Origin of the sequence: Mycoplasmopsis pullorum (genome assembly GCF_001900245.1) — a bacterium.
GTDB classification, from domain to species: Bacteria; Bacillota_I; Bacilli_A; order Mycoplasmatales; family Metamycoplasmataceae; genus Mycoplasmopsis; species Mycoplasmopsis pullorum.
The window spans coordinates 778984-805039 of sequence record NZ_CP017813.1 but is presented as its reverse complement, the minus strand read 5'-3'; the positions used below and the strand labels follow the sequence as shown (position 1 = coordinate 805039).

General features: G+C 28.6%; 18 protein-coding genes. 8 read left to right on the top strand and 10 right to left on the bottom strand.

The genetic code is table 4. The annotated features are described in order from the left end of the window. The first annotated feature begins 7 nt into the window (after positions 1 to 7). Both BLA55_RS03310 and ftsZ read left to right on the top strand, forming a co-directional pair. Entirely contained in the window at positions 8 to 1183 is a 1176-nt protein-coding gene (locus BLA55_RS03310) for an MAG3720 family protein (RefSeq protein ID WP_073372666.1), read from the top strand. 12 nt (positions 1184 to 1195) lie between these two features. Continuing rightward, positions 1196 to 2467 carry a cell division protein FtsZ gene (gene ftsZ / locus BLA55_RS03305; protein WP_073372665.1) on the top strand — a complete coding sequence of 424 codons (1272 nt, stop codon included), beginning with the start codon at positions 1196 to 1198 and terminating at the stop codon, positions 2465 to 2467. A 315-nt stretch (positions 2468 to 2782) separates the two neighbouring features. On the opposite strand, the gene BLA55_RS03300 is transcribed toward ftsZ, so the two are convergent. From BLA55_RS03300 to BLA55_RS03290, 3 genes are all read right to left on the bottom strand, one after another. Continuing rightward, positions 2783 to 3133 carry a hypothetical protein gene (locus tag BLA55_RS03300; RefSeq protein WP_073372664.1) on the bottom strand — a complete coding sequence of 117 codons (351 nt, stop codon included), beginning with the start codon at positions 3131 to 3133 and terminating at the stop codon, positions 2783 to 2785. Positions 3134 to 3280: 147 nt separating this feature from the next. Further along, on the bottom strand, positions 3281 to 3658 hold the full coding sequence (locus tag BLA55_RS03295; RefSeq protein WP_073372663.1) for a hypothetical protein: 378 nt from the start codon (positions 3656 to 3658) through the stop codon (positions 3281 to 3283). 234 nt (positions 3659 to 3892) lie between these two features. Beyond that, the gene (locus BLA55_RS03290; RefSeq protein WP_073372780.1) at positions 3893 to 4279 is read right to left on the bottom strand and encodes a large conductance mechanosensitive channel protein MscL; all 387 of its coding nucleotides are present in this window, start codon (positions 4277 to 4279) and stop codon (positions 3893 to 3895) included. Between the two features lie 161 nt (positions 4280 to 4440). Here BLA55_RS03290 and BLA55_RS03285 point away from each other — a divergent pair, with 161 nt between their 5' ends. The 6 genes from BLA55_RS03285 (at position 4441) to BLA55_RS03260 (ending at position 12429) form a co-directional block, all read left to right on the top strand. Beyond that, positions 4441 to 4914 (top strand): NanQ anomerase/TabA/YiaL family protein, encoded by a 474-nt coding sequence (locus tag BLA55_RS03285; protein WP_073372662.1) that lies wholly within the window; start codon positions 4441 to 4443, stop codon positions 4912 to 4914. Positions 4915 to 4988: 74 nt separating this feature from the next. Further along, positions 4989 to 5336: a hypothetical protein gene (locus tag BLA55_RS03280; RefSeq protein WP_139553899.1), complete on the top strand. Its 348-nt coding sequence runs from the start codon at positions 4989 to 4991 to the stop codon at positions 5334 to 5336. After that, positions 5326 to 6540, top strand: a complete 1215-nt coding sequence (locus BLA55_RS03275) for a hypothetical protein (protein WP_073372660.1) — start codon at positions 5326 to 5328, stop codon at positions 6538 to 6540. Before BLA55_RS03280 ends, BLA55_RS03275 begins: the two co-directional genes overlap by 11 nt. A 27-nt stretch (positions 6541 to 6567) precedes the next feature. Beyond that, positions 6568 to 7734: a low temperature requirement protein A gene (locus tag BLA55_RS03270; protein WP_073372659.1), complete on the top strand. Its 1167-nt coding sequence runs from the start codon at positions 6568 to 6570 to the stop codon at positions 7732 to 7734. Between the two features lie 12 nt (positions 7735 to 7746). After that, positions 7747 to 8589, top strand: coding sequence for a DNA-binding protein WhiA (whiA, locus tag BLA55_RS03265; protein ID WP_073372658.1), 843 nt, complete (start codon positions 7747 to 7749; stop codon positions 8587 to 8589). Positions 8590 to 8793: 204 nt separating this feature from the next. Then, positions 8794 to 12429 carry a hypothetical protein gene (locus BLA55_RS03260; protein WP_073372657.1) on the top strand — a complete coding sequence of 1212 codons (3636 nt, stop codon included), beginning with the start codon at positions 8794 to 8796 and terminating at the stop codon, positions 12427 to 12429. Between the two features lie 107 nt (positions 12430 to 12536). Here the strand turns inward: BLA55_RS03260 and lpdA are convergent, their stop codons facing one another. The 7 genes from lpdA to BLA55_RS03225 form a co-directional block, all read right to left on the bottom strand. Further along, complete coding sequence (gene lpdA, locus BLA55_RS03255) at positions 12537 to 14723, bottom strand: dihydrolipoyl dehydrogenase (RefSeq protein ID WP_073372656.1); 2187 nt, start codon at positions 14721 to 14723, stop codon at positions 12537 to 12539. 3 nt (positions 14724 to 14726) lie between these two features. Next, positions 14727 to 15647, bottom strand: a complete 921-nt coding sequence (locus BLA55_RS03250; protein WP_073372655.1) for a 2-oxo acid dehydrogenase subunit E2 — start codon at positions 15645 to 15647, stop codon at positions 14727 to 14729. Positions 15648 to 15668: 21 nt separating this feature from the next. Continuing rightward, positions 15669 to 16670, bottom strand: coding sequence for an alpha-ketoacid dehydrogenase subunit beta (locus BLA55_RS03245; protein ID WP_073372654.1), 1002 nt, complete (start codon positions 16668 to 16670; stop codon positions 15669 to 15671). After that, positions 16670 to 17797, bottom strand: a complete 1128-nt coding sequence (gene pdhA, locus BLA55_RS03240) for a pyruvate dehydrogenase (acetyl-transferring) E1 component subunit alpha (RefSeq protein WP_073372653.1) — start codon at positions 17795 to 17797, stop codon at positions 16670 to 16672. Before pdhA ends, BLA55_RS03245 begins: the two co-directional genes overlap by 1 nt. Positions 17798 to 17906: 109 nt before the next feature. After that, positions 17907 to 19646 (bottom strand): GIY-YIG nuclease family protein, encoded by a 1740-nt coding sequence (locus BLA55_RS03235; RefSeq protein WP_073372652.1) that lies wholly within the window; start codon positions 19644 to 19646, stop codon positions 17907 to 17909. Positions 19647 to 19664: 18 nt separating this feature from the next. Then, positions 19665 to 25133, bottom strand: a complete 5469-nt coding sequence (locus tag BLA55_RS03230) for a hypothetical protein (protein WP_073372651.1) — start codon at positions 25131 to 25133, stop codon at positions 19665 to 19667. A gap of 191 nt (positions 25134 to 25324) precedes the next feature. Further along, the gene (locus tag BLA55_RS03225; protein WP_073372650.1) at positions 25325 to 25999 is read right to left on the bottom strand and encodes a hypothetical protein; all 675 of its coding nucleotides are present in this window, start codon (positions 25997 to 25999) and stop codon (positions 25325 to 25327) included. Positions 26000 to 26056: the final 57 nt, after the last annotated feature.

Here is a 26056-nt window from a genome sequence, read left to right as displayed (position 1 = left end):
AGGAGGGATGGCTAATCAATTATTCATTAATTTTTGAATTAAATCAGACCAAATGGTTTATCAAATTAATGAAGTGAAAAATAACAAAATTTTCACACTTGCTAAATCAAGTGGTCCATTGACTACTAATATTAAAACTTTGCTATCAGTTTTAGAGCAAATTAGCCACGAACTCGATCTTAAGCATACTTTAAAAACAGTAGTAACAAATGTTATTATTGATGATGTAAAATTTCCTGAAATTACTTTAAATAAGGTAAATCAGGAAATTGAAGTAGAAAATAAGATTGTTAATAACAATCATCAATTGGAAATTAATCGTTTAATTTATAATGCACTTGCAGATAAAAACAATGACATTATTTTAAAGCTGAACCAATATCAGTTTTTAGTTGAAAATGATTCACAAATTAACGAATATAAAAATTTTCCAATCAACAAAAACGGAAACAAAGTAAAAACTTTAGCAACTTACTTTAGTTTACCAAACACACATAACTTTCTCAAAGTTAAAGACATTTTTGAGAGCTACTTTCAAAACGTAAATTTTGTTCTGAAGTCACAAGTATTAGGATTTAATTCATATAATGAAAGTGGTTTCAACATTAATCTTGATTTAAACTATAACTATTTTAGTGTTGCACTTATTTATAATGGTCAAATTGTGGACTACTTAGGCTCATCTATGGGGATAGAGAGCATTCTTAAGGACCTACAAGCGACTTGAAAAATAGATGATTCGCAACAAGTTTATAAAAAGTATTGTTTTTACCAACTCAATGCTAATAAAACTAACGACACTGAGGTGGTACTCTATCGTGAAGTTTTTCAAAATTTTTTAAGCAAAATGTTAGTCCAAACCAACCAATTTGTGGCTAATTTGAATTTGAATACTGGAATCAATACAATAACTTTAAGTGGTTTTTTAGTTGATGATCTGAATTTCAAGAATTTGAATTTCAACTTTGCTTTTAAGCGTATAGTTCAAACACAAGAATTAATTATTGCTAATCACTTATCAGAAGAAGAATTTATTTTCCAAAGTATTAGTGAATATGAACTAAATAGTCTACTTTTAGAAAATAACCAAGCACAAACAATTAATCAATTTTTAAAGGTTTCTACACAAAAAGAATCCTGATTGCAAAAAATTAAAAAATCTCTATCCCAATGGAGAAATTAAGAGGAGAGTCTCATGAGTGAATTTCACAAACCAAATAATGGTACTGTCGACCAAAACAGTGCCAAAATCTCATTAAAAGTTATAGGTGTCGGCGGAGCTGGGAACAATGCTGTACAACTTATGATTAACAATTTAGCACAAAACGAAAATGACATTAACTATGTTGACTTTATCGTTGCTAACACTGATGCACAAGCATTAGCAAGTAACTCATGTAAGAATCAAATTGCATTAGGTAAAGAAACTCGTGGTTTAGGTGCTGGTGCTGATCCGGAAATCGGAGAAAAAAGAGCAAGAGAAAGTTTAAGAGATATCGAAGCTAAATTAGCTGGAACTGATGTGGTAATCATTGCGGCTGGATTTGGTGGAGGAACAGGAACCGGAGCTGCTCCAGTTATTGCCGAAGCTGCACGTAACTCAGGTGCATTAACCATTGCAATTGTTACAACTCCTTTCCTAATTGAAGGTAAAAAAAGAACTCGTATTGCTTTAGAAGGTATTGAAAAACTTAAAACCAAAGTTGATTCATACATTATTGTTTCTAATGAAAAATTATTGGAATACTTCGGAGATGTACCAGTTGATGATGCATTCCAATACTCAAATGTTAACTTAAAAAATATCATTTTCGCAATTCATGACATTTTATACAGAGTCGGACGTGTAAATATCGATTATGCGGATGTACGTAAAGTTCTTGATAACTGTGGTCTAACTTTGGTCGGTATAGGTCAAGCATCAGGAAAAGATCGTGCAGTCAAAGCCGTGACCAAGGCTTTTGAAAACCATTTATACTCTGCTGAAATTTCAGGTGCTGAAAAATTCCTAATCAACTTCCAATTTGATAAATCTACTTCATTCCGTGAAATTCAAGCGGCAATTAATAAAGTAAGCGAAATCCTTAACAAAGATACTGAAAGCGAAGACGAAATTATTATCGGTCAAGAAACTTTAGATGGTGTTGAAGATATCTTTAAAGTTTCTGTTATTGCAGGAAATGTCTATGAAAAAGTTAAAGAGGTTCCTGCTCAAACAAATGCTGATGTGCATTCAACTTCAAATGACAGAGTGATGGTGTCACCTGTGCATAAAGAAGAAGTTGCTCCACATCACCAATCTCAACCAGTTAACTACTCATTTGAAAAAGCAGAAGTTAAAGAAGTTCCTGACTTTGATGTTTACAAACCTGTAAATACAAATAAAACCGAAGAAATTGAAAACATTTTAGAACTCGAAGAGGATGAAGCTGAAAGCTATTCAGATACTAATGATTCATGATTTTAACAATTTGATGTCTCGAAAAAGAGTTTAAATCATTTTAGTAATCTTAAGAGCTTTTAGTTCTTATACACACAGTGCACACAAGCACTGTGTTTTTTCATTTGGACAAATCTATCATTTCTTAATGAAAAAAACTTGGTTGTTTTAATAAAATAGTTTATAATATTTACAAGCATAACTTAATAAGGGATTATCCCTTAGGAAAAGAAAGAGTTCTCTTAATCTCTTTCTTTTTTTATTTCGTTTATTGAAGTGCAAACAAAATCATAAACTTAAAAGACAAAAAGAAAGAGCCATCGCGGCTCTTTCTTTTTCTAATTAATTCTCAATGATTAATTTTCGTGTTTTAAATTGAAACATCATAAAAAGTATGATCGAAGCTAACTTATTTACTGATGTGCTTTCATTATTTTTTCTATAGGTAATTTTAAAAACTACTATTAGAATGTTTTTAATTACAAAAAAGATTCAAAATAAAATAACAAATGACATTGCAATTGAAAAAATTGTAAAAGATAGAATCTCATTTTCTTTAACACCATGTTTTGATATATCAATAATACAAAATAAAAATCAACCTCCCAAAAGAGTTAAGAAAATAGAAATCGAAATGTTTCAAATCATTTTTGTTTTTTTGTTTATTAGTTCATATACATCTTTTTTAGTCATTTTTTTCCTTTTTTATCTTTAAGAAGTTATTATAAATTTTATACAATGGTTATTTTAACATCGGTTTTATCCCAATAATAACTCTGTTTATATTGACATTTTAACCAATTAGATTATTTGTAAAGAAGTTATTTACCTTTTCTTCATTTAATTCAATTTTTTTAGTTTTCTATATCTATAAATATTTAAGCTTAAAAATAAGGCCGTTTTATATAAATTAGCAATCATATTAATGTTTATATTATTATTTTCTTTATTTCTGGTATTTGCGGTAATGAAAAAAACTCTTGACAAGATAAAGGAAGTAGTCAACAATGTGAAAATTAGACCTACAGCAAAACCACTTACACGAGCAATAATAGGTAATTCTTCTGTGCGTCCACGAACCAAAAAAGAAAAAGAAAACATAATAAGTATAATAACTGAAATAACTCATATAGGTATTAATAGGGCCAATTTTACTCAAGAGTTAAATGTTGTAAATTTGAATTTTAGAAATGATAATTCTTTTTGTAATTGTTCCATAAGAATCTCCTAAGTCAAAATATTTATTTTTAATTTCTTTTATATCAATTTAATTTTAAATAAATATTTTTGTTCTTAAAAAAAAAAAAAAAAAACGATGTTTATTTTTTAAATTATGGAAATTTTAACAGATTATATTTAATATTTGCTAGTATTTTATTTACTTAACAAAACCTTCAATCAAACAAAATAAATAAAAAGTGAAGCACGAAGCTTCACATTCCTTTCATAAAACTATTTCTTGCTATTTAATTTTTTTAATTCTTCTAAAATTAATTCTTCGGTTGTAGGTTTTGGTGTAACAGGTGCAGGAGCAGGTTTCTTGCTTGCACGGTAGTTAACGATTAAGAATCATACGATTAAAATAATAAAGATAAATAATGTAACAATGACAAATGTCATTAAAGCACCTAAGAATTTACCAACGTTCATTCCAGCAACAACTCATTCAGTGTTTTGTTCTGGAAGAATATTGTGTTTAATAGCAGCCATAAGAATGTCGTTAGCAAAAGAGCTAACTAATGCTGAGAATACGGTCCCTAGTAAAAGACCAATTGCGAGCATAAAAACGTTACCTTTTTTAAGTACGCTCTTTGCATCATTGATTGATTTTTTAAACATATGATAAAATTTTAGCATAATTTTTTAAAAATGAAAAAATACCAGTTTTTTTGTTTTAATTAGAAAAATTAGCAAAAATAGCTTGAAATTAAAATAATTTATTCTTACTAAAGTGCTATTATTTAGTAATAAAAGGACTTTGATAATTAAGGAGCTATTATATGATTTTTGATAACCTAAAAAATATTCAAAACTACAAAGGAATTCACAAAAACTTAGATATTGCAATTGATTGGTTAGTTAATAACAACTATAAAGATTTTGACGGTGAGCGTTTAGTAATTAATGATGATATTTATTTATTACACAATCACTTTCCAGCTGCAAATGTCGAGAATTTAATTTGTGAAATTCACCACAATTACATGGACATTCACTTATTTAGTGATGATCAAGAATTAGTATTTTTTGATGCTGATTTTAAATATGAAAATGATCAAGTTATGCAAGAATATGATTCGACCAAAGATGTTATGTTCATCAAATCTGATTCACAAAAAACACCAAATCATTTAGAATTAACCAAAGATTCATTTGTAATGTTTATGAAAAATGAAGTACACTGTCCAAGAACTAATTTTGTTGGAAATTCAAAAGAAAAATTACACAAATACATTATGAAAATTAAACTTTAAAAATAGCAAATTTAGGTTTTAAATCTAAGTTTGTTTTTTATTTTTAGAGCAGAATTCGGTAAAATATTTTTATTATGTATATGAAAATAGGAAACGTACTAGAAGGTATAGTCACAAAAATTAATTTTAAGTTCATTGAAGTCACTGTCGCTGATGAGTGAATTTTTACTATTAACGTTCAAAATGTGAGTGATTGATATAAAACAATCAATCTCTTTAAGACTTTTACTCTAAATCAAAAAATTAACTTTATTACCAAAAGTTTTGATTTAAAAACCAAAACTGGAGAAGGTGACTTTAAAGCAAATCATCCAAATTTTGCTCGCAATCCTTTCTCACACCAACTTAAAGAGACTGAGCATGGATTTGCAAATTTAAAACAACACGCAATTGAAGAATTTGAGAATAAAAATGAGCATTAATCATAAATTTTTAAATTCCAATTTAAACCAAAATATTGATTTAGTAACAAGTGAATATTTTGACGATTTTGTAAGTAAAAAAATCATTAACCCTCAATTTCTGGAATTTATTGAATTAGCAAATTCATACACAAACAAAAAACTACTCAACAAAATTCTTGAAATCGCAAATGCGATTAAAACTAATAAGTCAAGCAAAGTGGTTGTATTTGGAAATTATTGAATTCTTAGAGCGATTAAAGCTTGCATTTCATTTATTGATGTTAATCCCTATATGAAAAACAAAAAAGATTTAGAAATAATATTAATAGATGAAAGAATCAAAATTCAAAACATGAAAGATCAGTTAAAAAACTTATTTTATTCAAATGAAGATATAACATATGTAATTTGCGATTTTAATTTGCATAATTCCAATTTTATTCGTGTTATTAATTCATTTATTTCGTCGCTCAAAAATAAAAAAGGATATTTTTATTTAAGTAAAAGAATTATTTTGGTCAAAGAATTATTCTCAAAAGAGTCACAGTTTAATTTTCGTTTTGAATCAAATTTAGTTTTGACTATTTCAAACACTGTAGCAAGCAATTTTGCATTTTTTTCCGAAATCTCACTTTTAATTTTGTCGCTTTTAGGAATTAATATTATTAAATTCTTAAATGGTTTTAAAAGTGCTCAAAACACAGCTTTTAATAATGAAATAAACGAAAATATTCCATTGCAACTTGCATGATTCATCTCTAATGAATCAAAAATTTGTTATTTTAATTTAAACAATCCTAGTTTAGAGTCGATTTTTCAGTATTTTGTATCCGTTTTAAATTCATTAAGCAAAAATGTATTTTTTGACTTTGGTGTGTTTCCAAATAATTTTTACAGCACCTCGCAAATGCTATTTCAAGGTAAAAATAACAAAAGCATTATCTTTGTTAAACTTGAAAAAGAGTATTTCGATTACCAAATTTCAAGCGATGTGTCAATTAAAGATCTCTTAAGTGATTTAAGAATTAAAAAAATCTCAAATTATAGTAACGAATCATTCGACGTTTTAACTGAGTACACTTCATCATTCTCACATAATTTAATTTCCGTTTTATCAATTAATAAAAAAGATGAGACACATCTAGGTAACTTAATTGGTCAATTAATGTTTTGTTTAATTTACTGATCGATTATTAATCAAACTAACGTATTTTTAAAATAAACACCACAAATAAGGAGGTAAAGGAATTTGATAAAAAAAATAGTCAATACAACCAAAAAAGCAGCTGTTATTGAACTTTTTTATGATCTTGTTTTTGTTTTGGCAATTGGAAAATTAACTTTATTATTACACCACATCGAAAATGGTGTTATTCCACTTTTAACTTTTGCTAAATTCTTGTTAATTTTGATCGCTTTAGTCAAATTATGAATCGACAAGGCTGATATGGTCAATCGTTTTGGAGAAAATTCAATTAAAGATAAATTATTTATTTTAGTCGATATGACCTTTTTACTTTTTATGTGTAAAATGTTTGAAAAAGATTGATATCAAACTTTTTATAATTTCAATATCGCATTCATTTGTTTGCTCATTAGCATGTCGTTAAATAATTTAATGTATCTATGCAACAAAACTTTAACCAAAGCAGAACAAAAAATATTAATTTTAAATATTTCAAAACATTTCTTTATTATCTTAGGAACAATCACAGGATTATTAATCGGTTCAAAAATCGGAACTTATGTAATTATTGCGACAATTATTATTAGTTGATTTGCACCATTAACTTATTTTCGAGTTAATAAACATTCACCAGTTAAATTAGAACACCTAGTTGAACGACTAAATCTATTAGTTATAATGTTTTTTGGTGAGTTAATTATTGGTATTGTAGTCTTTTTTGAAGAATTTAACTTATTTGCCTTTATTTGCATGATTATTGTTGGTTCATTATTTCTTTATTACTCAACTAATTTTGAAAAAATGATAGATTTACATAGTCACTCCCGTTTAAATTTTCTAATCTGATTTGCTCATATTGTGATTGTTATTTCGGTTATTTTAGTCACAATTTCATTCGAATTGAGTTCTGAACACATGCATGCTCAAAATGAACTATCACATATTTTTGTTATTTCACTAGCTTCAATTGGCTTACTAATGTTTGTGACAATGATAATTTTGTGTATGTATTTTAATCGCAAAACACTTCAATATAGATTTTTTGACATTATTTTAGATTTTGCGATTCTCTTTAGTGGTACCATCTTAGAATTTATCTTCCGAGAAGACTTTTTCGTTGTTTTTAGCATTTATGCTGTACAATGTTTTGCATTAGCACTTCATATTTTAATTTTCAACCACAATCGTACTAAAAAAATGCGTAAAGTAATTATTGATACAACAAAATAAAGGAGGTTATTCATGAATAAAACAAGTTTTAGTGCCTTTATTAAAGAAGAAATAATTACTTATAATATGAAAAAAAGTGAAATTGAAGACTTTTTAAATGGTTTCATTTTGGCGAATTCAATCACTAAAGATGAGACTGAATATCTTAAATTGACAATTAAAAATCCGCTCATTTTTAATTATGTTGTTTCTTTTTTGAAAAAATTAAAAATTCAATATCAAAAAAGCAAAATAACTATCACTATTGATGATTATAAACAAGATTTGTATAAAATATCTTACTCTAGTCCACAACATTTTTTTGCTGGAGTCTTTTGTGGTAGTGGTAATATTATGGACAAAAATTCCACTTCATATCACTTGGAAATATCGTCGCACAATCTTGAAGCTCTGAGTCTTTGCATCAATAAATTAAACGAATATGATTTCAATTTCCAAATTATCCAACGAAAAAACAAATGAATAGCATATATTAAAAAATTAGATAAAATTGCCGATTTTTTAGCTGCGATTGGAGCAAAAAAATCATACTTTGAATTACAAGATATTAAAATTAATCGAGATTTAGATAATTCAATTAATCGAATCAACAATATCGATTTTTCAAATTTAACTAAATCAGTTAAATCATCATTAAATTATTCAAAAATGATCAATTTTGTTTTAGAAAATAATATTGAACATCTCTTTAGTGCTGAACAATTAATTTTTTTTGATTTAAAACTTAACTATCCCGAATCAAGTTTGCAAGATTTATCACTCATTTTGTCCGAAAATCACAATATTTTCATTTCTAAAAGTGGTTTAAATCATTGACTTATAAAACTCAAACAAGTTTATAAAATGTACAAATAAAGTGTCGATTCACAAAAAATGAATTGCACTTTTTTGTTTTTTAAACCGTTTAAACAAAAATATGGAATATCATTTTTCACAAAAAAACTTTAAACAAGAAATTTTTTCAACCAATCTTTAAAAAATAGAAAAAATCTAAAATTAAATCATTATTCAAATGTAAAATATTTTTAAAAATATATAAAAAGAAAGATAGGTGTAGAAATGAAAAAAGCTAAATTAATTATCGGACTAGCATTGGGGACAATTTTAACTTCTGCTACCGTATCTTGTTGAAACACTAAACAAGATAATTCAACTAAACCAAATAATCCTAAAAATCCAGTTGATGGTAACAAAGAAAAAAATTCAGATAAACCAACCAAAAAAGTTGTAAAAATCAACTTCACCTACAATGAAAGCAACATTAAAACTATTTCAAAAGAAATTGGAGTTGATGATCAAATTTTTAGCGTGTCGGTTGATGAAGTACCAAATGGTTATAAAACTAATATGATACTTTCTAATATCGAATACAGCGAAACCATTAATATTCCATTACTCAAAAACATTAAAGTGGCAACATTAGAATTTAACTACGCCGGGAAAACTGTGGGGCAATTAAAAATTGATGTCGAGTCCACACAAGAGACAATTGAAATTAATGGTGTGCCACATGGATACCAACTAGCTGACAATCAAGAGTTGATTGTCCCTTATAGCTCTGAACCTATTAGTGTTAACGTGGTACCACTTACTAAAATCGCAAACATTAGCTACGTTTATCAATCACGCGAAATTGAAAAACAAATTATTGATGTACCATTTAAGTCAAACGTAATTGAACGTGATTCTTTACTAATTCCAAATGGTTATAGACTTGAAAGTCAAGAAATGACATTTGAATACCAAGAAAACGTTAGATTAGAATTAGTCGAAATTGAAAAAACAGCAGATATAAATTTAACAATCAATTTTACATTTGAACAAAACACAATCTCTACCGAAACTGTGGTAGTACCAAACAACACAAATCAAATTAATGTCGAAAAATATGTACCACAAAATTACCGTTTAGCTCAAGGACAAGATAAAGTGGTTGCTTTTAAACAAAGTAACTCAATTAATGTTCCGATAGTGCCAATTATAAAAACAGCAACAATTCGCTTTTTAAATGGTACCACTGAAGTTAAAAGTTTCAATTTAGAATTATCTTATTATGATAATACTATAACTGTCGATCCTAATTTAATACCATATAACTATGAATCACTTTCTGCACTTAACAACATAACATATAAACCGATAATTGAAATTCATTTAACTGAAAAAGCTATTGTCGCACCAACTAAAAAACTGCAAATTAATTACACTTATAACTATAATTCAATTGAAAAAGTGGATATCCAAATTGATTCTTCAGTTGAAGAAATTAACTTAAACGAGCATTTACCACAAGGATACGTTTTAGCTGAATCTCAAGAGCAGAATGTGCCTTATACTCAAGATTTAATTACTGCTAAAATTGTTCCGGATCACAAAACTATCAACATAGTATTCTTGAAAAATAATCAAGAAATTGCACAAAAACAAATAACTGTACCACATAATAGTACACAAGTTTCAATTGATCCTAATTTAATCCCAGAGGGATACCTAACAAATGATCAATTACAAAACTTACCAGTTCAAGATACAATCCAAATTCATTTAACCCCAAAAACTCAAGAAGAATCAATAATGACTCTTAATTTTGTTTACAATAGTCAAACATTAAATTCATTAAGCATTAAAGCTCAAGACAACCAAGGGACAGTTGATTTAAGTAGTTATGAACTACCACAAAACTACCAACTCGCACAGGGACAATCAAGTACAATTGCATATTCAAATGGAATCGTAGAAGTTCAAATTGTTCCTCTTAATAAAAATGTATTAATTTCTTGAGAAGATGAAAAACATTCAAAAGTTGCAGAAAATGAAATTACGATTCCTTACTACAACCAGACATTCGATATTCACGAATCAATGGTACCAAAAGGTTATACAACCACAAGTCCACTAAAAGGAATTAACTATACACCGAATATCACAATTTCACTTGTAATGCAAACCAAAACTTTATTAATTAATTTTGTCAATGGTTCTCAAACAGTAGGGACAGTTAATGAAAAAATACCTTTTAATGTTCAAACAATTAATCTAAACGATTATTTACCAAAAGGTTATACATTTAAAAATAGTGATAATTCACAAGCTCCTTACCAAGAGGGGACAATTACTGTTGAAGTAGTGTCTGAAACTAATAACAATCAATCTAATTCAAAAATTGAACAAATTAACTCACTTAAAGCAAATGTTGAGTTAATTAAAACTCACCTTAATTACTTCAATAATGATTCAATCTTAGAATCAAAAATTAATGCTATTTCGTTTGATTCTCTAGAGTCTAAAAGTGACCAAGAATTAACAGCAATTATTGAATCAATCAACGATACATTCAATCAAGCTAGTTCATTAATTAAAGGTTTATTAACTCCATTATTTGATAAATATAAAGAACTTGAGAGTGGAAAATATTACCTTGAAGACTTTAAAAATAGCATCGATCAAATTAGAAATTGAGAAAATTTAGATACATTACCTAAAATTACTGAATTTATCAATAATTATGATCAAATTGTTCAATTAACCACACAAATGGACAACTTTAAAGCTGCAGCTGATTCCATTAATCTTACTGATACAAACTTCTATTTATCATTAAGCATGGACTATCCATTAGAAAATGGTACTTATGAAGTTGGTGATAGAACTGAAATTGAAGTTAAAGTAGTTATTAAAAAAAATGGTACTGATGAAAATTACGAACTTAAATATATTCACCAAATTTTAAATAACAACACAACTGAATTAGGTTATAGATACGCAAGGAGAGTTTCATACACAAATATTAATTTAACTAGTGAAAATGTTAATTATGAAACTAGCGAAATAACATTACCATTCTCAAGCGTTTCAGGAAATGATGAAGTGCCTGTACACCTTAGACTGGGTTCATTAACTAAAGATTCAAGTTATACAATTTTTGTTCGTCGTGGTATAGTTGTGGACAATACTCCGACTGATAAAGAAGTAAACTCATTAGATGATTATTGAATGTTTCCAGTTGGTTACGAATTTGAATTCGTAAGAAAATCAGACACAGACTGATATGGTGCTCAAAAAATAATCAATAATAATATTAGTTCAGTTTGAAATAAACAAACGTCAAATCAAAGTAACTTTAGTTATAAAGATGCATTATGAATTATGTTCTTAAAAGTCTTCCAAAAATTAACATTTGAAAATAATCCTTTTACAATTAATTCTGCAACTTTCACATCACCTTTTGATTCAAATGGTAATTTCACCTATACAATTACCGCAACAGTAAATAGTGATTTTAATACTAATCAATTCCCTAACTTAGGTGGTAAATTCTTTGAATTTAGTTACGTCGATACTACTGGAGTTGGTGTTGCACATCAACAATTACACACTGGCGACAAGGTTGTTATGACATTAAGTCTTGAAAATGCTAATGGTACTTTCTCAATCAACAATAATGCTGGTAATCGACTACCAAGCTTATCAGGTGCTGAATACAATCTCTCATCTCTAACAGGAGCTAAACCATTCGTCGGTAAAATACCGGGACTATTTAGAATGCAATTAGCAGTAAATAATAATCAAGTATGAAACGTAACAACTGATGGGAATGACATTACTAACTCGCGTAGTAATCAATCGGATACATTACCAATTTTCGTAATTCAGAAAAACGATAATGCTAAGAAAATTTATGTTTATGTCCTTTAATTTGGGATAATCTAGGGACACTTAACACGTGACCTTACTCTTGTGAGTAAGGTTTTTTTGCACAAAAAAATCTCCACACATTAAGGTAGAGATTTTAAATTCGATTATTATTTCTTTTTAGCTAATGAAAGTTTTAAGGCTGCACTACGAGCTGCTTCTCAAATAATTTCATTGTAAGTTGGATGTGGATGAATTGTACGTGCTAATTCAAATACTGTGACTTCTTGTTCCATTGCAAGAGCAATTTCAGCAATATAATCGGTTGCATTTGCACCAACAATGCTTGCTCCTAAGATTTCACCATATTCTTTATCAACAACTAATTTAACAAATCCTTCAGTTTTGGTTGTGGCAATTGCTTTTCCTAAATATTCAAAAGCATATTTAGATGAAAAGACATCTTTTCCTTCAGCTTTCGCTTGTGCTTCTGTTTTACCGATAAATGCAATTTCAGGATCGATGTAAATGCATCCTGGAACACCTTTAGGTTGGTATTTTGCGCTGTTTTTGTGAAGAATATTTTCCACAGCAACTAATGCATGTGCATAAGCGACGTGAGCTAACATGTTTTGACCTGTTACATCACCAATCGCATACACACCAGCAACATTAGTTTCTTGGTATTCATCAACGATAACTTCTTTGTGTTGTCCTAATTTAATACCTACTTCAGCTAATCCTTCTGAAACTGGAGCACGTCCAGTTGCTGTTAAGATTAATTCAGGTTCAACAACAACTTCTTTGTCATCAACGCTGTAGTATAGTTTACCATTTTCGTATTTGTTTGTTTGAGCGTTTAATACTACTTCAACATTCATGTGTGTTAAAGCTTCTTTAGTAATTTTTGCTACATCTGCATCACTACCTGGTAATAATTGGTTAATGTTTTGTAAAATAGTAACTTTGGTACCGCTAAGTGCAAACACTTGTGCAAATTCAACACCGATTACACCACCACCAATGATTACTAGTGATTTAGGTAATTTTTCTTTGTAATTAATTGCTTCACGAGAAGTAATAATTTTACCTTCTTGATATCCTTGAGCGAATCCTTCGATCATATCAAGTTTACGTGCACGTGAACCGGTTGCTAAAATTAAATTCTTAGCACGGTATACTTCACCATTAACTTCCACTTCATGTGCACCAACAAATTTTGCTTCAGCTTCTAAAATGTCACATTTTGATGCTTTCATTAACATTTTAACGCTACCAGCAACTTTGTTAACTACACCTTCTTTACGTTCGTGCATTTTTACTCAAGTTTGATCTTGGTCAAATTTGATATCATCGAAGTTTGCAACAAGACCATATTTTGCTGCATTTTTAACTTCAGAAATCATTTCAGTTGATTTTAAAAGAGCTTTAGTTGGAATACATCCAGTGTTTAAACAAACACCACCTCATGCTCATTTTTCAACAATTAAAGTTTTTAATCCTGATTTTCCAGCTTCTTCAGCAGCTAAGTAACCACCTGGACCTGAACCAATTACAATAACATCATATTCAGCTTTAATAGGACCAGTGTATACTTTACCAGCTTCTTTATTGCTTGCAGCAGCTGGGGCAGGTGTTTCAACTTTTACTTCTGTAGCAGGTTTTGCAGCTGAAGTGGCAAAGCTTGAAAAGTCAATTAAATCATCATTTACAACTACTTCACCAACAACACTAGCTCCACCACCATTTGCAGGTTTTGCAGCAGGTGCTGCTGAACTTTCACTTGAGTGGTCTTTACCATCGTCAATTACGTAAATTTCTTGTCCAACGTGGATTGTGTCACCTTGGTTCATTAAAACTTTTTTGATTTTACCACTAACAGGTGAAGGGATGTCAGAAGTTACTTTATCGGTTTCAACAGAAAATAAAGAGTCCCCTTCATTAACTGAATCACCTTCTTTTTTGTAAATTTCAGCAACTACACCTTCGTGTAGACCTTCCCCAATATCAGCAAACTTAAATGAATAAAAACTGCTTGATGCACCACCATTTGCAGGTGTAGACACTGGGACTGATTCAGTCGCGGTTGGGGTAGGTGTAGCAACTTCCTCACTGTCCCCGCTACCATCGTCAATTACGTAAATTTCTTGTCCAACGTGGATTGTGTCACCTTGGTTCATTAAAACTTTTTTGATTGTACCACTAACAGGTGAAGGGATATCAGAAGTTACTTTATCGGTTTCAACAGAAAATAAAGAGTCTCCTTCATTAACTGAATCACCTTCTTTTTTGTAGATTTCAGCAACTACACCTTCGTGTAATCCCTCTCCAATATCAGCAAACTTAAATTTATACATTACTTAGTACACTCCTAACACTTCAGGGTTTTCTAATAATTCTTTAACACGTGATGCAAAACGTCCAATTTCTGCACCATCGATTCAACGGTGGTCTCCAGCTACAGTTAAGTACATTACTTTCCCTGGTACCACAGCACCATTTTTAACAACCGGTTTGTCAATAATTGCACCAACACCAGCAATTGCTAACTCAGGATAATTAATAACTGGTACACCTCATAATGAACCAACTGAACCGTAGTTAGTTACAGTGAATCCAGCACCTTTCATTTCAGCAGGTTTAATAGTTCTTTTTCTTGCAGCAGAAGCTAAACGTGAAACTTCAGATGCTAATTCTACAATGCTTAAACGGTTAGCGTCATTAATAACTGGTACCATTAATCCAGCTTCAGTGTCCACAGCAAATCCTAAATTAATATTTCCAGGATACTCTAAAGTTTGTGCTTGTTCATTGTATTTAGCTAAGAATTTTGGAAATTCTTTTAATGCAATCGCAACTGCTTTTAAAATGTAAGGTAAAAATGTTAATTTAACATTTTCAGATTTAAGAACAAGATCTTTAATTGAGCTACGAATATCTCATAATCTTGTCATATCAATTTCATGAACTAAATTTGTATAAGCAACATTTGATCATGAATTTGTCATTGCTTTAGCAATAGCTTTACGAATAGGTGTAACCGCTTCACTGTGTGCTTCTAAAGTTGGTTTTACAGGAGCTACTGGGGCAGCAGCTGGGGCACTTTGAGAAGTTACAGGGGCACTCGCTTGTACCACAGGGGTAGCAGTTGGAGCTTTGAAGTTTTTAATATCATCAATTAAAATTCTTCCACCAATCCCAGTACCTTTAACATTTTCGATATTGATTCCTAATTTTGCAGCCATTGCACGAGCAAGTGGAGTTGATTTTATTTTACTCATTGAAAATTATCCTTTCCTCTCTTAAAATTTAAAGTCCATGACTTCTTTAATTTTCTTAACAATTTTACGATCGTCAATTGCATGGTAGTATTCACCTTTAGCAAAAGGAACAGTAATATCGTATCCGGTTAATCTTGTCATTGGTGCTTTTAAATACTCGAATGCTTTTTCATTTACTTGTGCCATGATTTCAGCTGAAACTGAGAATGATTTAACAGCTTCATGTACAACTAATAAACGACCAGTTTTTTTAACTGATTCAACTACAGTATCAATATCTAAAGGTTTAATTGTTCTTAAATCAATTAATTCGATTGACACATTTGAACCTTCAGCTCTTAATTTTTTCATCGCATTTAAACATTCGTGCACTTGTGCTCCGTATGTTACAACAGTGATGTCATTTCCAGGTACAAGAACGTTTGCTTTACCAATTTCAACTGTGTAGTATCCAGTTGGAACTTCTTGTTTTCCGGCACGGTAGATTTTTTTAGGTTCTAAGAAAATAACAGGATCATTATCTTCAATAGCTGCTAATAATAGACCTTTTGTATCATAAGGAAAGGCTGGCATAATAACTTTTAATCCAGGTACATGTGAATAGATTGCTTCAAGTGCTTCAGAGTGGTGTTCAAGAGCTCTAATTCCACCTCCCATCGGCATACGGATTACCAATGGTGCACTAAAACGTCCACGTGAACGGTTTCTAAATCTAGCTGCTTGTGTAAAGATTTGTTGCATTGCAGGATATGAGAAACCTTGGAATTGAATTTCACCAATTGGTCTTAAACCAGCTGCAGCTGCTCCAATTGCAACTCCAGCAATCGCAGCTTCAGAAATAGGAGAGTCAAATACACGTGCTTTTCCGTATTTTGCTTGTAATCCTTCTGTTGCGCGGAATACACCACCTTCGAATCCGGCATCTTCACCAAAGAGTACAACTCTTTCGTCACGTGCCATAGCAACATCCATCGCATTAGTTAAGGCTTGGATATTATTCATTGCTACTTTTTGATCAGACATTATTTACCTCCTTCAATTTCAGCTCAGTATTTAAGTGCATCTTCTTTTTGTTCTGCTAAGTCCTTAGGCATTTTTTCGTATGTGTAATCAAAAATATCATTAATATCGGTTTTAATTCTTTTCATACTTTCTTCGTATGTCTCTTTAACTTGAGCTAATGCATCTGCTCAAATTTGATCTTTTTCTTCTGGAGTAATAATTTTTTGATCGTAAAGATATTTTTCAATCCGGTGCATTGGTTCTCATTTTTCTTCTTCATGCTCTTGTTCTTCGGTACGATAAATTCTTGGATTATCACTAGTTGTATGTGGTCCTTGTCTTCAAGTAACAAATTCAACAATAACTGGTTTGTGTTCGTTACGTGAATATTCAATTGCTTCTTTAATAACTTCGTATGAAGCGATTAAATCGTTACCATCAACACGTAAACCTGGACAACCATAAGCATAAGCTTTAGCTGCTAAAGTTGAAGAAACTGACTCTTCTTTATTTGGAGTTGAAATCGCTCATTGGTTGTTGTTAATACAGAAAACTGCAGGTCATCCTTGCACAGCGGCAAAGTTAATTCCTTCAGAGAATTCTCCTTCAGTTGTACCACCATTACCAATGAATGTAACCGCAACACCAGGTTTGTTTTGTTGTTTAAGAGCATATGCAACACCAGCTGCATGTGAAATTTGACTACCAATAACAATGTTAATTGGTAAAACATTAACTCCTTCAGGAGCTTTAGCACCTGTTTCATTACCATTTCAATATAACATTTGGTTAATCATCGGCATACCTAAAATTAACATTGAACAGTTACTACGGAACGCAGGTAAAAATCAATCTTCCTTTTTATCCATAGCAAAAGCAGTAGCTGCTTGAAGTGCCTCCTCACCAATATTTGGAGCAAAAGTAAGCATACGTCCTTGTCTTTGTAATTGAAGCATGTAAACGTCCTGTTGTCTTGAAAGAACCATTCATTTATAAGCTTCTAATAACTGTTCTTTTGATAGTGAATGTTGTAATTTTTCTTTTTTGTTAATTACATTTCCATCAATGTCTAAATAGCGAACCATGTAATCTGGATCGGCCATAACATTAGGTTTACCATCAACTAAAACATATTTATATTTGTTCATGTATCCTTCTTCCATTATCTAGTATTTGATATTTAAATAATATAAAAATATTATAGTTTGTTTTTCGTGTTGCTATATCTGCAAAAAATAGTTTTCACAAATGTGGAAACTATTTGAGCTTCTTTTTACGCTCCTCAATTATTAAACTGGTAATTTTTCCAGATACAACTTGACGCAACTCTTCTTCTGAAGCGTTATAGATGTTAGAATAAGTTTTGAATCGATCTAAAAGTTTCTTTTCAATCGCTGGACCAATTCCTTTAATTTTGGATAAACTTCCTGCTAAAGTGCTAGTAATTTGACGTTTACGGAAGTGACTTTTAGCAAAACGATCAACCTCAATTTGGATTTCCTTAAGAAATAAGAACAAATCATTATTTTCAATTTTAATTTCTTGATAATTATTTGTGATTATTGCTCGAGTTAAGTGATGGTCATTTTTAACTAGCGAAAAAATTTGAAATTTACTAATTCCTAATTCGAGCAATGCTCTTTGAGCTTCTTTAAGCTGTGGAATCCCTCCGTCAATGATAATCACATCACTTTCTTGGTGTGAATTACTTTGAAAATATTTTTTAACACTCAAGTACATGTATTGAACATCCGCATGTCGATAATTTCCAACCAAATCTTTAGCATGATTAAACTTTTTATATAGCGATTTATTTTTGACTCCGTTGCTATAAACTACAGCAACACCGACAGGATCGGTATTATTAAAGGTTGAATTATCAAAAACTATTAAATTTTTAACATTTTGAAAGTTCAACAGTTTCTTTAACTCTTTCATGCACTCAAGATTTTTTGCAATTTTGTTGTCTTTTTTAACTATTTGATTATTTTCGATGAAAAATAGATTTTGCTCATGAGCGACTTTGATTAAATTAGCTAATTGTCCAACTTTTGGATAAGTTACGTTTTTGAGTGTAATTAATTCTAAATTTAACTCTTCAATTTCTTTATTAATTAACAACTTATCAGGCAGTTCTTTGTTTTGATAATATTGCTCAAAAAATGTCTCTAAAGTTTCATTCACACTAGTTAAGTTTTCTAATAAAATTTTATCTTTTGATATTAAAACACCATAACGATAGAATAAAACGGAAATAAAAATCTTATCATCTTTGAAGATACAGTCAAATACATCAATATTTTTTTCAGAATTTAATTCAACAATTTGAGCATCTTTAAGTTTTTGAAAATAATTAATTACGTTTTTATATTCCAAAGCAATTTCGAAATTTAAGTTTTGTGCAAAAAACTCCATTTTACTCTTAAGATGCTTTAAAAAATTATTTTTTTTAAAAGATAAAATTTCAATTATTTCGTCACGTTTTTCTTCTCAATATTTAATGTCTTTATTGTTAATTGGTAATCCATTTTCGTAGAGAAATTCACGTTCAAGCATTCTCATTATTTCTTTAGCACCATAACCTTGCGGAAAAGGACCGTATAAAAAATCGTTTCTTTGTTTATCTTTGATTAAATTCTTGGTAAAGCTAAAAGTCAACCTGTCTTTGATGCTGACTTTAATATATGGATATCTTCGATCATCTAAAAGTAAAATATTATAAGGCGGATGATATTTTTCGATTAAATTTTTCTCTAAAATCAACGCTTCACGTTCATTTAAAGTGATAAAAATATCAAAATCATCAATATTTTTGACTAAATCATAAGTTTTATATGAGTTTAAACGTCCTTCAAAATATTGAATCATCCGTTTGCGAAGTGATTTTGCTTTACCAACATAAATCACTTCTCCATCACTATTTTTTCATAAATAAACACCAGGCTTATCTGGTGTTTGTTTAATTTTGTTAATTATTAAAGATTCATTTTGATCCATAATTACTCCTGAGTTGGTTTATCCTCAAAATAGGAAACTAAAGAAGTTTGAAAAGAAATTTAATAATCTTGCTAATCAACCTAAACCAGTTTTTTGCATAACAGTATTTACAGAATTTTCAACCACACTAATAATTCCATCAACACGTTTACTTGGTTGTTCAGTAGGTTTTTCAGGTTCTTTATTATCAATGTCTTCGTCATCTGATTTACTTGGTTCTTCAGGTTTTGTATCACCTTGATTGTCCCCAGGTGTTACTGGTTGAGTTGGTTGATTGTCCCCGGAATCGTTTGTAGGATTTGATGGTTCATCAGGTTGATCATCTCCAGAATCATCTTTAGGATTTACTGGTTGATCAGGATTTTCATTATTAGAATCTTTTTCATTATTATATTCTTCAATCAAAATTTCAGCTCGAGCAACAAATTCACGAATGTTCTTAATAATTGTATTTGTTACTGGTAAGCTTAAGTATGAATTTAAGTCTAATCCTGCGAATAAATCATCATATAAATCCATAATTTTTGGATTATTTTGTTGACTATCCATAACAGTTTTTACATTAACAAATTCAGTGTTAATAATTTTCATGTTTTCTTTTAAATTGTTACTCAATTCCGTAAATTCATCCAATTGCTCCATTGTATAAAATGAAGAAAGTTCATTTTTTAAATATTCAAATTGTGCTGTATTTAAGGAAGATTGGTTAAATGCTTCAATTTCATTTCTAATTGTAATAATTAATGTATATAAATCTTTTAATTCTTGTAATGATTTATTAATATTATTGTTTTCATTGAAATAATCATATTGATCTTGAGAAAAATTGTTGTAGTCTCTGATTAATTCATCATTTTTTTCAATAATATCTTCTTTTTCATTTAGAAAATCATTAACTAAAACATTTAAAAATGATTCTAATTCAACAATGAAATCATCAACTTGTTTATTTGTTAATTGCTTAATATTATTTTGTAAAATTAAATCATTATATTGTGTAATTAGGTCAGTTAATGTAGGATATTTTTCAAAAATACTGTCAATTTCAGACTTAATATTATTGATTTTGTTAACTTGTGAACTTCGAATCGCAATAATATGTTCGATTTTTGGTAAATCAAATTTTTCAAAATTGGTTAAGGTATTTTTTAGATCATTTAATTGATCAATTGTTAATTCATATAAATTAATATTTTTAATATTATTAAACTTATTAATTAATGCTTCATTATCTTTAACTTGTAAGTCATGAGTAATTGAATCAATATTTTGAGCAATTTCTTCAACTTTTGCACTTAAATCACTAAATAATTTCTCTTTTGTTAATTTTTGTGAATTAACTAAAACATAAATATTTTGCAATTTAGAAATTGATTCTTTTAATTCATCAATTCCAGTTTGTGAATCGACACTATTAAATGCTGCAATTTCAGAGCTTCCAAATTCATAAATATCGCTGAATTGAACATTGTTAATATCACTTAATAAGATATTAAGTTTATTGAATTCATCTAAAAATGAATTGTAAAGTCGTTCCTGAATCACTTTCATTTCTTCGCTTGAATTAATTCTGTTTAAAATTTTGTCTAAACTATTTAAAATCGAATTTAATTGAGTTATTTTTTCGTCAATTTCTTCATTATTTTCAGCATTTAGATTATTTTGTAATGAAGAAATTGTATTTTTAATATCTTCAAGTTCATCAAATGATTTTTGATGTTGAGATTCGAAAGTAGAAATTTTGCTAAAAATTTGAGATTCTAACGACTCAAAAGTATCGATTTTTGATAATTTTTGTTGAATTGAATCAGTAAATTCACTTTCAATTACTGCAAGCTTTTGAATTAATTCTTTAATTTTTTCAATCGTACTTGAATCTGCATTAGTAATTTGCGTATCTAACTTATTTTGTGCTAAATTAGCATAATATTCATTAATTGATAATGTATTTTTTATATCATCTAATTTGTGTTTAAAGTTTTCTTTATTTCTTTCTAAAAGAACTTCATAATATTTAATTTTCTTATTAAAATACAATGATTCGAGTTGTTTGTATTTATTTTGAATATCATCTTCTGAATAACTAGAATAGTTTGTTTTAACTTCATTTAAAATTTGTTTAATTTGATTTACTAGTTTAATTTCTTCATTGATGTTATTAACATTTCAAGGTGCTGAAGCTAAATTGGTGCTTTCATCTTCCAGAACAATTGCTCCTAATTCTTTAAAATGTTTTAATGATTCATCAGTTAATGAATTTAAGTAAGTTTCAAAATCATTTTTAACTGTTTTAAAATCATTCATTTTAGAATCTAAATCATTTACTGAAGTTTTTAATGATTCTTGATTTGCACTATTGAAATTATCAGTTGAAACTAAAGAATATAGTTGGTTTGTTAAATTATCTTTTTGTGGTTGATTTAAGTTAGATTTTTGATTAATAAAATCTCTTAAACTTGCAAGAGTTTTAAATTCAGCACTAATTTGATCAATCTTGACATATTCATTAGTTTTTTTGATCATCTCACTAAAATGTTTTGCAACTACAGCAGGGAAATTTAATGCATTTAGTGATTGAAGTGCTTCATTTTTCTTGTTTTCAAGATTTTGAGAACCATTTAATTGTGATTTTGAAAGATTAAAAGCTTGAATTGCACTTTGGATGGCTGTGGTTTGTAAATTTTGATTTTGTATACTTAATTGGTAAATGTTTTGATATTGAAGTACAAAATTCTCTTTTTTATCAGAATCAGCATATTTATAGTTAATTTCGTTTTCATAATTTGAATTATTAGCATAAAGAGTTTTTAAGTTTTGCATTCAAGTTACTAATCTATTAATGTTTTCTTCTAAATGAGTGACATTTTTTGAGAAATTATCTAAAATTTGAGTTTTTAAATGTTCTTTTTGAGCTTGATGTAAACAATCTTGATTTGTTAAATTAACTAAATCTTGGTTCAATTTATCGATTTCTAATGCATTATTTTTAAGTTCATTTATTTTTTGGACACTTGTTAGTTTTTCAATTTCAGCTAATCAAGCTTCAACTCTGGTTTGACTAATAAAAGTTAAACCTTTAACTGCATTTTTTGCTTCATTTTTAACATTAACAAAATCTTGGTATTGAGTTGTCATCAAATCTTTTAACTGATTTAATTTTTCGACTCTTGAACTATTATTTGTTTCTCAAGTTTCTCAATTTGCAAAATAAGTAATTTCTTGTTTAAGAGCTTCAAATAATTGTTTGTACTCATCTTGAATTGAACTGCTTGCGAAAGTAAATGCTTCATTGGTTAAATAATTTTGAAAATCTGTAACCAAAGTGTTATATTTTTTAACTAAATTTTGAGCTTCTTCGATTTTACTTCAGAAATTAGAAAAACCGGATTGCGATAATAACAATGTTACGAATTCATCTTTAAATACGTTGAATTGTTCACTATTTAAAGATGAATTTTGGTGAATTTGTACTAATTTTGTATTTTGTGTACCAACAAAATTGATAAAAGCAATTAATTCATTTAATTTATTTTCGTAACTATTTTTGGTTTCGGTTAAATCGCGGAATTTAGGTGTGGAATTGTAAATTTCTAAAATTTCATTCTTATATTCTTGGATTTTAGTTTTGTATTCTTCTAGTCCTCATTTTAGAGAATTATTTGAATTAAATGATGTTAAAACATTATTTTTTGAGTAAACTTGATCATCAGCAATAATTTTTTTGGTAAATTGAATAAATTCACTTAAATAAGCAATAAAATCATTCTTAAAACTTGTCAATTGTGAACCAGAATATCAATTATCATTATCAATTCATTGGTTAAATTTATTGTTTAAGTTATTGTAGTAATTATCGATTTGATTAAAATCATTTGCACTAAAGTATTGGTTTTCATTAAATAATAATTTAGTGTCGATGATTGCATTCATATTTTGTTGAATTTGTTCAACTGCGCTAATTAGAACTGGAGCATCTTGAACTAATCTTTGATCTAATTTAATGATTAGATCACGTTCTAATTCACCTTGTTCAGACAATTCTTCATATAAAGGTTGAATATTTTTATCAAAATAATTCAAAATATTTGAACTTGAACCGGTTAATTCAACTATTCTGTTACGGTTACTTTGAATTTTTTTAAATAAAGAATCTAAAATTGATTTTCTTAATCTATTTTCGACAATTCTAAATTCTTCTTGAATTTTATTGTATCTTCTTCCATAAGGATAATATTGATTGCCAGGAATTTCTTTAAATGCAAAAACAGTAACTACTTCATCTTTCTCAAAAGCTTCATTAACATATAATTTTGAAGCATTAACTCTTGGAACTTCCACTTGTGCATCGGTCGAACCGCTTTTTACACGTCTAATTTCGAACTTAAATTCACTTAAATCACCTGACACATTGATAAAATCATTAAATTCAATTGGTGCTTCGAATGATAAACTTTGTAAATTAAATAAATCAGTTCTTAAAATTTCTTTATCGGTGTAAGTGTAGTTTGTCTTAACAACTCTTTCTAAAATTGCATCACCTGGATAGTCAAAAACCAATATTCCAGTTCTTAAAATAGTTTGATCTTGATATAAATAATCATATAAACGTTTATTTATACTTCTTGATGTTTCATATGGTTTTGATCTATTTTTTGACCGAGAAGTAAAGTTGATGACTGTTGTATTTGATTCTTTAGTATTAGAAACTTTTAACATTTCACTAATAAAATGCATTTTTATTTGTTCTTCAGTTTCTCAAACATCTTGAATTTCTAAACCGTTTGAACGTCAAGCTGCTCCGTGTGATGCATCATTATTCAAAATTGTGTGGTACATGTTATCAATTAAATAGATCTTACCACGCATCTCATTTAAGGTCGGATTTACATAAGTATCACCACTAGTATTATTAAATAAAAAAGGTTTTAATCAACTTTGGTTAAACAAGGTTAAAATTTTGTTTCTTCATTCTGCAATTTTTGTTGAATCACTTTTTGCAGCATCTCAATTTTCATCTTTAAAACGAATAATAATTGTTTCGGTTGGATATCTTTTTAAAAAATCAACAAATTCTTTAAGTGCTTTTTCGAATGTGTATGAAGATCAAATAGGACCATGATAAATTCACATATCTTCTGCAATCCGAATATCAAAAAAACGAATTCCAGATTTTAGTTGTTCATAAAAATTACGTTCTTGGGTTTTGGCTCAAGCCTTTGCGATTCCTCAAGTAAAATGTGTACTAGCAAACATTCCTGAATCATGTGTACCAGGAATTGATAAATCGCTTAAAGTTTTGTTACCGTCGACATATTTCATTCAATCATTAAAATTTAATCTAGTGGTTGGTTGGTCAACTGAATCTGTTTGAGAACGATCAAAACTTTGTTTTGGTAAATCTACAACTGAAGCACTAATAACAAATGGTGCTAAAAATGAAGAACTTAATAAAATTGCACCTAATTTAATTTTTTTATTCAATTTCATAAAAATAATCCCAAATTCATGTTAACTATTTAAATAGTTAACATATTTTAACTTAAAAAAATCTTTTTTCATCATTAATATATAACTTTTTTTAGTTTTGCACGAAAAATTAGTAGCTTTTTTATTTAAAGTGATTGAATTTTTGACATAAGAAACAAAAAATGACGATTTTTTTCGTCATTTAGGCAAATTTATTTTTCGTCTTTTTGAAAATCATCAATTACTTCAACTTCAGTTGTTTCTTCTACAATAGCTTCATTTTTTGGTTGCAATTCAGATTTCATTCATCTTAAATTTTTTGCAATATTTATAGATAAAATAATTGATAAAACAATGAATACTATATCTATAACAGTTCTTATATAACTAATTCCTGGAATATTAATAAAAACAATTAATGGTGTTGAAAATAAAATAATTCAAAAAATAATAAATACAGAGTGAATTACAAGAATTGGAATAAAAAGTTTAATAGAGTTTTTGTTATTTATTGAAAATTCTTGACTTAAATTTAATTGATTGCTATTTTTTGAGAGTTTCACAGCAAGAGTGGTTAAAGATGCTAACACATATAAAAGTACAATGGCTGGAAAAAAAGACACAACTTTAGAAGTTACATATAATTTTTGAACAATTACAGTAATAATCTCCTTCGCAGTTACTAATGAATCCACACCAGGATTAAGTAGTCCGAATCTCAAAATTCCTAAAAAAGCTTGAGAAATGCTTATTCCTAAAAAAATAGATGGAATTGTCAACAACAATCAATTTAATACTAAAAAAGCAATAAAAAATCATTTAAGAAGTTTGTAAACGTCACTTAAATTTTTATATTTAAGAAAAAAAATATCTTTAATTTTTGTCATTATTTTTTTACCTTTCCTTAACTATAAATATATTATAAATTTTTTTATCGCTAACAA